This window comes from Ferrimonas sp. YIN67 (assembly GCF_057219095.1).
Genome location: NZ_JBXVVJ010000015.1, coordinates 22,121 through 33,491, shown reverse-complemented (window position 1 = coordinate 33,491; position 11,371 = coordinate 22,121). Strand labels below are relative to the sequence as shown.

At 53.1% G+C, this 11,371-nt stretch carries 15 protein-coding genes; 11 read left to right on the top strand and 4 right to left on the bottom strand.

The features are described from left to right. From AC2D8U_RS20585 to AC2D8U_RS20540, 10 genes are all read left to right on the top strand, one after another. On the top strand, window positions 1–943 hold a 943-nt coding region (locus AC2D8U_RS20585), incomplete at its 5' end, for a TrbI/VirB10 family protein (RefSeq protein WP_484620955.1). A 534-nt stretch (window positions 944–1,477) separates the two neighbouring features. Beyond that, on the top strand, window positions 1,478–2,284 hold the full coding sequence (locus tag AC2D8U_RS20580) for a hypothetical protein (RefSeq protein WP_484620954.1): 807 nt from the start codon (window positions 1,478–1,480) through the stop codon (window positions 2,282–2,284). Between the two features lie 1,235 nt (window positions 2,285–3,519). Continuing rightward, complete coding sequence (locus tag AC2D8U_RS20575; RefSeq protein ID WP_484620953.1) at window positions 3,520–4,377, top strand: ArdC family protein; 858 nt, start codon at window positions 3,520–3,522, stop codon at window positions 4,375–4,377. Window positions 4,378–4,448: 71 nt separating this feature from the next. Continuing rightward, a complete protein-coding gene (locus AC2D8U_RS20570; protein ID WP_484620952.1) occupies window positions 4,449–4,895 on the top strand; it encodes an antirestriction protein in 447 nt (148 codons plus the stop codon). Window positions 4,896–4,947: 52 nt separating this feature from the next. Beyond that, window positions 4,948–5,154, top strand: a complete 207-nt coding sequence (locus tag AC2D8U_RS20565; protein WP_484620951.1) for a hypothetical protein — start codon at window positions 4,948–4,950, stop codon at window positions 5,152–5,154. Window positions 5,155–5,440: 286 nt separating this feature from the next. Then, on the top strand, window positions 5,441–5,878 hold the full coding sequence (locus AC2D8U_RS20560; protein WP_484620950.1) for a hypothetical protein: 438 nt from the start codon (window positions 5,441–5,443) through the stop codon (window positions 5,876–5,878). A 2-nt stretch (window positions 5,879–5,880) separates the two neighbouring features. After that, window positions 5,881–6,279 (top strand): hypothetical protein, encoded by a 399-nt coding sequence (locus tag AC2D8U_RS20555; RefSeq protein ID WP_484620949.1) that lies wholly within the window; start codon window positions 5,881–5,883, stop codon window positions 6,277–6,279. A gap of 706 nt (window positions 6,280–6,985) precedes the next feature. After that, complete coding sequence (locus AC2D8U_RS20550) at window positions 6,986–7,210, top strand: hypothetical protein (RefSeq protein ID WP_484620948.1); 225 nt, start codon at window positions 6,986–6,988, stop codon at window positions 7,208–7,210. A gap of 51 nt (window positions 7,211–7,261) precedes the next feature. Beyond that, the gene (locus AC2D8U_RS20545; protein WP_484620947.1) at window positions 7,262–7,396 is read left to right on the top strand and encodes a hypothetical protein; all 135 of its coding nucleotides are present in this window, start codon (window positions 7,262–7,264) and stop codon (window positions 7,394–7,396) included. Beyond that, window positions 7,396–7,677: a hypothetical protein gene (locus AC2D8U_RS20540; protein WP_484620946.1), complete on the top strand. Its 282-nt coding sequence runs from the start codon at window positions 7,396–7,398 to the stop codon at window positions 7,675–7,677. Before AC2D8U_RS20545 ends, AC2D8U_RS20540 begins: the two co-directional genes overlap by 1 nt. Before the next feature lie 178 nt (window positions 7,678–7,855). On the opposite strand, the gene AC2D8U_RS20535 is transcribed toward AC2D8U_RS20540, so the two are convergent. The 3 genes from AC2D8U_RS20535 to AC2D8U_RS20525 all read right to left on the bottom strand — a co-directional run bounded on the left by AC2D8U_RS20535 (window position 7,856) and on the right by AC2D8U_RS20525 (window position 10,031). Further along, window positions 7,856–8,278 carry a hypothetical protein gene (locus AC2D8U_RS20535; RefSeq protein ID WP_484620945.1) on the bottom strand — a complete coding sequence of 141 codons (423 nt, stop codon included), beginning with the start codon at window positions 8,276–8,278 and terminating at the stop codon, window positions 7,856–7,858. Beyond that, window positions 8,271–9,050 (bottom strand): ParA family protein, encoded by a 780-nt coding sequence (locus AC2D8U_RS20530; RefSeq protein ID WP_484620944.1) that lies wholly within the window; start codon window positions 9,048–9,050, stop codon window positions 8,271–8,273. The genes AC2D8U_RS20535 and AC2D8U_RS20530 overlap by 8 nt, the downstream gene beginning before the upstream one ends. Window positions 9,051–9,128: 78 nt before the next feature. After that, window positions 9,129–10,031: a hypothetical protein gene (locus AC2D8U_RS20525; protein ID WP_484620943.1), complete on the bottom strand. Its 903-nt coding sequence runs from the start codon at window positions 10,029–10,031 to the stop codon at window positions 9,129–9,131. A 413-nt stretch (window positions 10,032–10,444) separates the two neighbouring features. On the opposite strand from AC2D8U_RS20525, the gene AC2D8U_RS20520 reads away from it, so the two are divergent. Then, window positions 10,445–10,765 (top strand): single-stranded DNA-binding protein, encoded by a 321-nt coding sequence (locus AC2D8U_RS20520; protein WP_484620942.1) that lies wholly within the window; start codon window positions 10,445–10,447, stop codon window positions 10,763–10,765. 175 nt (window positions 10,766–10,940) lie between these two features. Here the strand turns inward: AC2D8U_RS20520 and AC2D8U_RS20515 are convergent, their stop codons facing one another. Next, entirely contained in the window at window positions 10,941–11,084 is a 144-nt protein-coding gene (locus AC2D8U_RS20515) for a hypothetical protein (protein ID WP_484620941.1), read from the bottom strand. Window positions 11,085–11,371: the final 287 nt, after the last annotated feature.

Sequence of the window (11,371 nt, the reverse complement as noted above, 5' to 3'; positions counted from 1 at the left end):
GTTGCTTGGCCCTAATGGCGAACTCCTGGGGCCGGATGGTCAGCCGTTGCTTGGCCCTAATGGCGAACTCCTGGGGCCGGATGGTCAGCCGTTGCTTGGCCCTAATGGCGAACTCCTGGGGCCGGATGGTCAGCCGTTGCTTGGCCCTAATGGCGAACAGCTTGGGCTGGATGGTCAGTCGCTAGATTCCAAAATTGGCGAACTCCTGGGGCCGGATGGTCAGCCCTTGGGCTCCAATGGCTCAGGCCAGGGCCAGGGCCAGGGCCAGAGCCAGAGCCAGAGCCAGAGCCAGAGCCAGAGCCAGAGCCAGAGCGAGGGCCAGGGGGAGAAATCATTTGGCCCTAACGGTGGGCTATATGGGGATGTATATATTCCCCCATTGCTCGATGCGCGAGCTATGGCGGCGAAAGGGGCGGGGGAATTTGGCACGGTCATAGATAAGAGCCGAGAGTTTGGGGTGATGTTTGGTACGTGGATCCCGGTTCGGTTGGAGCGGGATGTAAGTTCTGGTGATATGGCAGAGATCGAAATGCACTTAGAGCAGGATGTGGTGGGGCGGCGCGGTGTGATCCCGGCGGGGACCATCGTTTATGCCCGAAAGGCGTTTAATGCTCAAACTAGCCGGTTATCGGTCAGTGCCAGTCGAGCCATTACCCCGGATGGCGATGTGATTGAACGTTTCCAGGCAACAGGCTACGACCTGAACAAGCGGGCGGGCCTCGATGGCCAGATCCAAAGAAACCGAGAGGATGTTTATGGCACAGTGATCACTGATGGTTTGATCGACTATGCGGGCTCGGCGGTGAATGCGGTAGTGCCAGGTGATTTGAGTAACGTCACCGACGCAGTGACAGATCTTGAAAGTTCACAAAACCGGCCCATCCCATACACAATTAACGTCAAAGCACAGCGTTTCTATCTACGGGTTGATCAAAACATTTAGTGAGTGATTAAATCTTAATCGTCTATGCTTGCACATCGGCGCAGGCATTGGCTAGACTATATATAAGTCTTTGCAGCAAGAGCACAGTGCAATCTGTGCCAGTGCGAATTGCGGTGTGTTCTTACACCAAAGACCAGACAGGGGCCGGGGGTGGTACCCTAGCCGATAACTTGTCGCAACGAAGCCGAATCTTCTCCTAACTCTAAGATTCGGCTTTTTTGTGCCCAAAATTCGCCAAGCAAGATGCTGACGGCGGCATAAGGTGCTTGATCCGGCGGGGCTTTTTACGCTAGATTGAGGGTGTTCGGGCCTTACCAACCCGGACACCCACAGAGAATTTAGAGTTAGGATTATGAAATCACATACCTATTGTTATGGCCTAAAATGGCCCCCCTGTATCCCAAGACCTTTACCCCTGTCCGTGCGCGAACGCACGCCGATAGTTTGCGGTGGTTTTGGGGTACAACATGAACACTAACCCTATCTCTGCACGTTGCCGTCTATTTGTTTCCCTGTTCCTGGGGGGGGCTTACGATGCGCAATGAAGCCCCGATCATCCTTTCTCACGGCCAAGAACTGCGCACCGAGTGCTATTTTTATCGTAAGCACAAGCGCCAGCGGATCGCGGCAGAAATTACCGAGAAACGAGCCCAAGGTATTGCGGCGTGTCCCGGTTTTCAGGCGTGGATGCCTAAGGAAAATAAAGCGGCAACTCGGATGCCGTTTCACATGAATGCCATTTTCTCGGCGTGTAAGCAGTTAATTGATAACCCGTACCGATTTGCTAAGTTACAGCGCGGCATGAAGCCTTTAGCGCCTTCGGTTCGGTTGCGCATGGCGAAAGTGCTTACCGTCTTATTAGCCAGAACAGAATTAAACTCAGGCCGGATCGGGGTGATGGGCACCGTTGTGATGGGGCAAAAAGGCATCGCGCCGATCTCCAATAATGCTTTAATGAGAGAGTACGCTTTGCGCTTCGGCGAGTATATCCACGAGGCAGCTTGGTATCGTTGTATCGACCTGCTCAAAGAGGCGGGATATTACAAAGTAAAAGAGATCAAGGTGGTTGACGAGCATAACTTTTCAGGCACCGCAACGGTACGATCTGCGCCCGCCTATAAGCAGTTTACAGGGGTGTTTTTCAGAGATTTGAAAGTGACGTTTCAGGACAAGATCCGAAAGTCGATCAATCGGACGGCTGACCAAGCAATTAAGAAAGGTTGGCCCCTCGTCTGGATTGGCTATAAGTATCTGACTTCGACACTACAGCGCAAATTGAAAAACATGGGCAGTGTATTAGTCGATCCCCTACCGCTGAGCCCCCCCCCTCCCCCACATTGATCCCCTTTGTTTGAAGGTATCCGGCAAAAGCCCGGAGCTTTGTCGTGCCTGAGTGAAAATACCCCCCGAAATAGCCGTAAAAAAGCCCGATCCTTGCTGTTCCCCCCCTCCTTTTGAATGACTAAAGTCTTGGTTTTTCCTGGGTTATGAGTGTTCCTATATCACCCTGTGAATAACCCATGTATAAAAAGGCAAAAGTGCGAGTTAGCGGTCAGAGCTTAATCTCAGAGCCCTATTGTCTCCCCTTCGGGGGTTGTGTCTTTTCTCTAAAGAGAAAGTCTTATCTTTAGCACCGCTTCGCTGTGTATAAATGCCTTCGCTTACAGCCTGGCCACGCAAGCGCGGCCAGACGACGCTCAGAACAAAGAGCCTTAGAGCACCGCTCTAAGGCCACACCAACCTTCCCCTATACCACACGACCAAATAACCCCTCAAAGACCGCCACAGGCGGCTTTGAGGGGGTTAAAACACGCAAGGTAAGGGGCAGATGACTATTCACATGCAAATTCCCAAGCAAATTACGCTAAAAGCAAGAGCATATGGGCGCTTCGCGCGCGTCTACGACGCCCATTTAATCGCGTGCAACGGGGAAATGGGGGTGGTTAGCGTTTCGTAAACTCAACGACCACGACCGCATTCCCCCCCGTTGTTCAGTCCGGTTGCTCCGCAACGCTCGCAGGCTCGCCGAACGTGCCCATCGGGTTGCACGCAGCGGTCGCAAGCTCCCTTGGTGAGATAGCGCAGCATCGCAAGCGATGCGCTTTGTTTGCTCCGCAAGCAAAAGGGCTTTGCCCTTTAGATTCCCAGCCAAGGGCGCCGCCCTTAACAATCCCGCTTAAGGGCAAGCCCTTAAGAAACCCAAAAACCCAATATCACCATCCAGCGATCAACAAATGAGATCCTTTTTTTAAGACCGAGCATAAGAAACATCACTTTCCTTTTGCCTTCGGCCTTTTACCTCCTTACAAACGGAACGACCCAGGTATTAAAGAGCGGTCTAGCAGGGAAAGGGCAATTTGTGGGCCAAATACCTAAGCAGTACACGATTATTTTCTCTCTTCTTAACTTTGAGTGTGGTTTTACATGGTGGGCGCTGCCCCCCATACCCCCCCAAAAATTATCAAAATAAACCGTGTCGATATTGACACGGAAAGTGTGAGGTGAGATTATATTACCAGGTTAGCGAAAGGCGCTAACTCACCAGGCGAAACGCCAGTTATCAGAGGATAAAAATCATGGTTGCTAAATTCGACATTTACCAGGATGTAACGGATCGGATCGTTAAAGCTTTAGAAAGTGGGGTAAAGCCTTGGGTGTGCCCGTGGGATAAAAAAGGCGCCATGAGTTTTCCATACAATTTGAGCAATGACCGGGCATACAGCGGGATCAATGTTTTACTGCTTTGGGTTGCGAGCCAAGAAAAAGGTTTTGTATCGAATGGCTGGATGACTTACAAACAGGCGGCGGCGGCAGGCGGCCAGGTTCGTAAAGGTGAAAAAGGTACACGCATTGTTTTTTACAATGTTATCGAGCGAGAAAATGAAGAAACCGGAGAAACTGAGAAATTTGCTTTTGCTAAAGGCTTTACCGTTTTTAACCAAGAGCAGATCGAAGGGATCGAGTTTAACGAGGTCGCCCCTTTAGATGAGTTTGAGCGACACGAACAAGCAGAGCAATTTTTACAGCAAAGCGGAGCGCGGATCATCGAGCAAGGCGTAAGGGCTTTTTACAATATTGAGGGCGATTTTATCAAACTCCCCCCTCGCCACACTTTCACCGATGAAGTGAATTTTTACGCAACGGCTTTTCATGAGTTGGGGCATTGGACCGGCGCCCCTGCACGCTTGGATCGGACGTTTGGCAAACGCTTTGGTGATCAAGCCTATGCCTTTGAAGAATTGGTGGCCGAGCTTACAGCGGCTTTCATAGCGGCGGGGCTCGGGATTGCTGGGGAAGTCCAGCATGATTGTTATATAGCTTCCTGGCTTAAGGCGTTAAAGGGGGATAAAAAATTCATTTTTAAAGCAGCAGCAGAGGCAGCAAAAGCCCACCAATTTTTGAGCGGTGAAACTCAGATCGCAAAGGCGGCATAACAGACAAGGGGCGCCAAGGGGCGCCCCGGCTATTTCAGAACAGGCGAAACGCCAGTTATCAGAGGATAAAAATGATTAAGCGCGTTGTTATTGTCCCCAGGCGCGGCGAGCCGGGCGAGAGGTTAGCGGCGGTTTTGGGACCGCTCAAAGTGCCTTTTTTACGGCATTTTGCCGAATCCCTACATGGTGCGGAGCTTCCGAGAGGGAAGATTTCAGTTTATGAGTTGAGCAATGGGGGGATCTTCCTGGCTCCCATGGTGCGCAGTCCGGTAGAGATCGGCGCTTTTGCTCAGGGTTGCGGTTTTCGTTTGACCGCAGAGGCGGCGGGGGTGGTGTTGACGTTGTTGGTTTTTCGGCAGTTGTGCCGGAGAAGCGGCCCCAATGAGGCCCGCAGTTGGTTTGAGAAGCTTTGGCACTTTGCCAACGATCACCCGCAAGGTGAGGTTATTTTTTTTGCCTTTGAAAGTGTGTCGCTATTGACACGGAAAGTGCAAGGTGAGATTATATTACCAGGTTAGCGAAAGGCGCTAACTCACCAGGCGAAACGCCAGTTATCAGAGGATAAACAGCATGACGACATACGCCGAGATCAGCCAAGATCAGCACGCGAACCGTAAATTTTGGAGTGAACAGGCCCGGTTTACGTTGGCTTTGTATCGTGAGCACCTTTGCCATTGGGGCGCGGAGCACTTTTTCACCCGTTCTTATCGGCGAGGGTTTCGCCGGGCGATGGCCAACCGCCGGGCACGGATGTATTTGCTGGGGGTGCAGGCATGAGCCCGGCAGGGATCCGGCAGTTGGCCGGGGAGATCCGCACGGCTTTGGTAAAAGGGCGTCCGATCCGATGCCCGGCAATGAGTGGGGCAGACTTTGCGCGGGTATTACAGGCATTGCACCAGAACCAACCGCACCAGGAAGGCAAACGGGGTTTATTGTGTCGCACTTGACACGGATAAGCCTGGCCGGAACAATGCGACATTGTTTCGGCCACGGCAAACCATTGGCATGGTTTGCCGTGTGCTTAGATGGCCCGTTCCGGGCCACCACGCACAGGATAAGCACCATGATCCCATCCCTTTTTGAGACTCTGGATCCAAGCCCGACCAAAATAATCAGTGATTGGCTCAAAGCCACAGGGCTAAGTGGCACAGAAGCGGCCCGCCGATTGACGGCAAAAGCCATTCAAAGCGGTTTTGTGAGCGATCGTGAACCTGTCCCCGGCCTTGCCCTTGTTGAGTGGTGCCAAGAGCGTAAGGCGCCATTGTGGGCGCGTCAGGCGGCACTGCTGTTATTACTGGATACCGGATGGCAACCAACGAGCCCCGCCGAATGGGCTCGAATTGCCTTTTTATGGGTGCGGATCCATGCAAAACAACCGCTTGAGCAGATGGCGGGGGCGTTTCCAGTGGAGCAAACCAAGCCGATCTTGATGGGCTGGTTAGTCGCGGCACAAGAAGCCGATCGGCTTTACAGAGCGAACAAGCAACGAAAAAAGGCATGACTATGAACGACGACAGCCAACACAGCGCCAATCTCTATCACCTGGTGGTGGATGCTTGCCGCACTTCTAGGCCGCAATTGGCGATGGCAATGTTAGGCCGTTTGCTTGATCACCCTAAGCTAAAAATGAGTCGTGATGAAATGGCCACGGCGACGGCGGGCTTATTTCGCAATCCGGCCTCACATGGGACAAATGTAGGTAGGATCGCTAAAGAGCTTGAGGCTCAGGGGCTTGTCCTGGTGAGATTTGTCCGGGCCGATGGTTCTTTGGCTCCGCAACCAGGCCGAGGGATCAAAGCGGTCTACTACGCGACGGAAAAAGCCGTTAATGCCGTTTGGGGTTCTTATCATGATTGGCAAGGTCATGGATTTGAAACGATTTTGGCCAGTCATGAGAGTTAGTGATTTAGGCGGCAATTAAACGGGTGCCTGGTGCCCCAATTTTATAGAGCTTTGCTGGCTTAAAAAGAATCCTTACCCTGCAATCTTGAGCCGGTGGAACTGGCGGGCGGGTGCGCCGTTGTGGGGCCTGCGGTGGGAAAACCCAGGGGCGGCGTGCCGTCCCGGTTTATCCACGGCGGGATCCACATCGACAGCGCACGAACCGAAGGCCGTCCCCATTTCCACGGGCTAGGCTCTCCCCTCCCCCTGGTGTGGAAAGCCCCGGCGGTTGTCGCCCACAGGGTACAGCCTGCCGCACCGTCGCCTCCATTGCCCTCCGGGCGGCGCCGGTTACGTTGACTGCACTTGTGGACGAAACCGCCGGGAGTCGTGGGGCGCTGTCTCTGTCATGGCCCCATAAGCAAAAGCGGCGGGTTCGATTTCCGTGATGATTCTTGGTTCTCTCGCCCCTGGCCAATGGTGCTCTAGGGAGTTGGGAACCGCTGCGCGGCGGTCTAGCAGGGCGGGGTTGGGCGATGGTGGAAGATTCCCCATTAGAGGCCCATCGGCGGCGGTGGTTGAGTTGGGAGTGGTGCAAGGTCTGGCATGAAGCGAAAAAGCGCAAAAAGATACAGAAATAAAAAAAGAGATCATTATGACTCAAAAATGATTCACATTGATGTTTTTGTGTGAGATCATATCCCTAAGTTGATAGGGAGGTGTTACAATGCGATTCAAGGAACGGCAAGAAATGACCCGCTTCGAGCGTGAGATGGTTAAAATCGAACGTGACAATGCAAACCATGGAAAAGCTGTCTTTCAGTGGCAGCAGGAGCAAGCCGAACGGCAGGCCCGTTTAAAGCGTTGGGGTTGGGCTGGTAAGGTGTTGCTTACTGTATGGGTGGCGGGTGTGGCCGTATTCCAGTGGTTCGCGGAAAAGGTTGCTGCGTAATTTATGCGTTGGGTTCGGGCTAAGGCCCGAACCCAGTGAAGGAGAGAAGCGATGAAGGTTGAACACAAAGAACACCACGATCATCACGATTGGTTTGCGACCGTTATGGATTACATGGGCGAGCACCTTTGGCTTCCGGCGTTGTTGGGGCTGGTGCTGGCTGGAATCACCGTGGCAGTCATCTAGTGAGTGACGAACGCCCTAGCCTTGCGGTGATGCTTAAACAGCGATTCGGCCCCCAATTTAGGATCGAAACGCTAGAGCAAGCCACCGGCCTCGATCGGCAACTGTTGGCACGCTGGAACAGCAACCCGAAACGCCATCAGGCGCTTGATATGCTGTTAGCTGGGTTTGAAGCAACCCAACTCAAGCCGCAGACCGATCAAGATCTATTGGCGGCGACGGTGATGGAAGTCGTAACGCTTGGCCTTAAGGCCAAGGCCGAGGCAAAAAATACATCCGTTTGATCCCCTGCCCTTCAACTGACAAAGCCCGGCCAATTGGCCGGGCTTTGTGATCATGGGGGAAAGCCCCGGCGGTTGTCGCCCACAGGGTACAGCCTGCCGCACCGTCGCCTCCATTGCCCTCCGGGCGGCGCCGGTTACGTTGACTGCACTTGTGGACGAAACCGCCGGGATCGTGCGCCTAGCGAGCGTTGCGCTTTTTCTCTGAATACATGCCGAGTTTTACTTCACGCAATGCATCAATGATTTCTTCGTCGCTATGTTGGTGCAGTAGATACACCGCCGCCCTGATCAGTTTGGTTTTGTTGAGATCCTGTTTGCTGCCCAGTCTGGTGAGCACGGCCTCAGTGTTACGCGCAAACAGATCCAAACTCAGATCGGCCAAGCCGGTCAGTTCGTCCTGGGAGAAGCGAACGGCAAACGGGGTGATCTTCGTCGTGGCGACGGTGCCTAGAGCGTTCGCAACAGTCGGTGCGGCCTCTTTCGCTGCGTTAGATTCCAGTTTCCGCAGTGCCTTTAACCTGGCTTTGTCTTTTGGGCCTAATTTCGCCGTGCTTGATAGTGTTTCAAGTTCAGCTTGTAGCTCGGGCGTCCATTCAGCCATTGATGATCTCCGTGGCTAAGGCTCGATAATACATTGCTGCCGGGTGGCCGGGTGCGGTTACGGATACCGGCTCGGCATCGGCGGCGGCGTCTTTGAAGATTGAACGATTCCAGATCACCGATTTGGTGGTGTTGTTGGGGAAACGTTCTCGCAAATACTGAGTGCCGTACTCAAAAGAGCGGGCTTCGCGTTTGTCGATCCGGGCGGGCAGGACGCGAAATGCGATTTCATCCTCACTAAGAAACGTCATATCTTCAACATGCTGAATAAACGTATCAATCCCATCGAGGGAATCTTCGGCGTACTCCGTTGGGATCAGGTATTCGTCAGCGGCTATGACGGCATTAAGCCCCAAAACGGAGGTGCCGGGGCTGGTGTCGATCAAGATGTAATCGTATTCGTCGGCCACCTGTTTTAATGCGTTTTTCAGGCGTTCCTCACGGCGTGGAAGTGAGATCATTTCCATATCTAGCTTGGTCATTTCGTCGCCAGATCTGCCGGGGATGTAATGGATGTTATCTTGCTCGTTCGCCCCGAGGAAAGCGGGATAGATTGCCTGTTTTGTCTCGGGTTTGCGCTCCATCAGTACATGACGGATATAGTGCTCTTTGGGGGTGCCATTGCATAGGTAGCGGCTGGTGTTGGCTTGGCTATCAAGATCCAGCACCAAAACCCGCTTACCTTTGCGGCCCAGTTCCCAAGCAAGATTTACCACAGTGGTGGTTTTGCCGACGCCGCCTTTACGGTTGGCAACTACGATGATTTTGGCCATTAAATTCTCTGTATTGCGTCAATGTAATACACGAGACCAGTTTAAGGGGGGCCAATGGTTGAAGCCAGCTTTTTAGGATTAAGCGGGGATCTCGGTCAATCCTGCAACCAAATAGCCTCGACCTTTCGGGTTGGGTAACAGTTCGCCTTTTTCCACCATTTCGGTCTGGAGTTGTTTTATTTGCTGTCGACTGATTTTGTAACGCTGCTCGATGGCGCGGTAATTGGGGGCCACTTCTTGCGCCAGGATCGCTCGGCGAATTTCGGCCCCGGCGATGGTTGGGGCCAGCAGGACTCGGCCTTTTTCGTCAGTGTTGGCGGGATCCGTTTGATCCGGCTCAAGCGGTACGATTTGGGCCAGGTGGCGGGGGCGTGGGGGCGCGGTCAATGCAAACGTGGCTGCTAGGGCCAGGGCCAGGGCATCGATCATCACCGCAAAGATCAAGGCAATGGTATTTTCATGGCCCGCTAAGGCACCGTCAGCGGGAAGCTCGTCGCGCTCTTGCATCAATAGTCGGCGTTGCGTTTCTAGGTTGGAGGCTTGGCGGCGATCTTCCCTTGCGGCACTGATGTAATTGGCCGGGTATTGCGCGGCAGCGGCCAGGAGTCGATCCCGTTCGTTGCTTAAGTCTGTGATCTGCTCTGTGAGGCTGATAAATCGGGCGCTTTGTTGCACTCGAACCGATAAACCATCGGAAATCGTATTGAGTGAGGCCACCATTGAAAGACCGATCAACACGGTGGCAATCAGGGCCAGGGCCACGGCAGACAGGCGGCGACGTTGCCCCCATAAGGTGATCGCGGCAATGGTCAGAATGATGTTGCTAACGTCCATCACCAAACCGATCCCGCGCATAAAGGGTTGCATCGGCGACCCCCCGGCGAGCACTCCCATGTAGTGATAAGTGAGCGCAGCAGAGAATCCAGTGGCGACGATGCACAAGACAGCACTTATAGGTCGGATCACGGTTTGATTCTGCATGGGGGAGTCTCCTTTCTTTGCTTGTATTGCTTCGATGCAAGACAGGATTAAGTTTATCACGATTCGTGTATTGCACGAAAGCAATACATTGTTGTTTTTGGAGGGGGATGTGGGCACCTTGTGCAAATTTCTAGGGCATGTGCAACCATGTGTAGACCATGCGCAAATCGTGCGCATCCCATTGTGGCGGGCTTTGTGGCTGTATTGCATTGTTGCAATACAGCCATCTTGCGCATGAGGATGTGGGCACCTTGTGCGCCGTGAGTTACCCCGTGTGGAAGTTTGCACACGATCCTTTCGTGTCGCTTTTGACACGGATTGTCTGATGATGAATGGCCTTTAAATTTGTGTATTGATGCGGTGCAATACATAAGGCACGATGGGGGCGGAATCATTACAAGGAGCAGTTTGTTATGTCCGTGAATAAAGTGATCTTGCTCGGGAACCTGGGGGCGGATCCCGAGATCCGAGCGACCGGCCAGGGTAAGGCCGTGGCGAATATCTCACTGGCCACCACCAAGAAGCGCAAGAATGACCAGGGGAACCGAGTCGAATATACCGAATGGCACCGGGTGAGCTTTTTCGGCCGGTTGGCTGAGATCGTGGGTGAGTACACCAAAAAAGGCAGCAAAATCTATATAGAAGGCGAATTGCGCACGAGCAAATGGCAGGACCAGCAAGGCCAAGAACGTTACTCAACGGAGATCGTCGCCAATGAGTTAGATTTGTTGTAGATCCGCCGGACGTTGAACCGGCATTTTGGGGATAACCCTGTCTGATCCGGCCTGTGGCCGGTTTTTTTTGTCCACAATCCGGTGGATAACTAGCGGCGGGGGGGGGTACAAAAAAGGGGCGCACCGAACAACTTGCTCGGTGTTCCCCCTAATTGCCTACTGGCGTAGGATTTTTTTACTGCCCTTTGATCTCAATGGATACCGAGATCTCAGTTTTAACGCTGAGATTGGTTTCCACGTTCGTCTGGAAGTCACCACAACTGGTGAGCCCCCAAACGAGCGAGATCGCAGAGAAGATCAATCGTGCTTTCTTTAACATGATGCTCATTCCTTACGGTTTGACGCACCATGTCCCTTAACCACCATGCCTGACTGAGCAGCAAGGGCAAAGGCTGTGATCCTTGTGTAGAGAATGACAACCACCATGGCACTGTTAGCCTAAGTGTCGGTAGCAGGCGGGGGGTTCCACCCCCCCTTATCGACACCCCATAAAGCAAACTGGAACTAGGCCAGCTTGCCTTTCTTGCGCCTTGCGCCAAAGCGCAAGAAAGGCAAGCTGTAGACTTTCGGCATCACTTGATTTTTACTGCCAACTCTCTACAAATC

Coding starts and splice junctions, on each gene's coding strand:
- AC2D8U_RS20555 (WP_484620949.1), top strand. CDS start 5,881: ATGAACGACGACAGCCAACACAGCGCCAATCTCTATCACCTGGTGGTG.
- AC2D8U_RS20525 (WP_484620943.1), bottom strand. CDS start 10,031: ATGCAGAATCAAACCGTGATCCGACCTATAAGTGCTGTCTTGTGCATC.
- AC2D8U_RS20560 (WP_484620950.1), top strand. CDS start 5,441: ATGATCCCATCCCTTTTTGAGACTCTGGATCCAAGCCCGACCAAAATA.
- AC2D8U_RS20545 (WP_484620947.1), top strand. CDS start 7,262: ATGAAGGTTGAACACAAAGAACACCACGATCATCACGATTGGTTTGCG.
- AC2D8U_RS20515 (WP_484620941.1), bottom strand. CDS start 11,084: ATGTTAAAGAAAGCACGATTGATCTTCTCTGCGATCTCGCTCGTTTGG.
- AC2D8U_RS20570 (WP_484620952.1), top strand. CDS start 4,449: ATGATTAAGCGCGTTGTTATTGTCCCCAGGCGCGGCGAGCCGGGCGAG.
- AC2D8U_RS20580 (WP_484620954.1), top strand. CDS start 1,478: ATGCGCAATGAAGCCCCGATCATCCTTTCTCACGGCCAAGAACTGCGC.
- AC2D8U_RS20530 (WP_484620944.1), bottom strand. CDS start 9,050: ATGGCCAAAATCATCGTAGTTGCCAACCGTAAAGGCGGCGTCGGCAAA.
- AC2D8U_RS20575 (WP_484620953.1), top strand. CDS start 3,520: ATGGTTGCTAAATTCGACATTTACCAGGATGTAACGGATCGGATCGTT.
- AC2D8U_RS20550 (WP_484620948.1), top strand. CDS start 6,986: ATGCGATTCAAGGAACGGCAAGAAATGACCCGCTTCGAGCGTGAGATG.
- AC2D8U_RS20565 (WP_484620951.1), top strand. CDS start 4,948: ATGACGACATACGCCGAGATCAGCCAAGATCAGCACGCGAACCGTAAA.
- AC2D8U_RS20520 (WP_484620942.1), top strand. CDS start 10,445: ATGTCCGTGAATAAAGTGATCTTGCTCGGGAACCTGGGGGCGGATCCC.
- AC2D8U_RS20535 (WP_484620945.1), bottom strand. CDS start 8,278: ATGGCTGAATGGACGCCCGAGCTACAAGCTGAACTTGAAACACTATCA.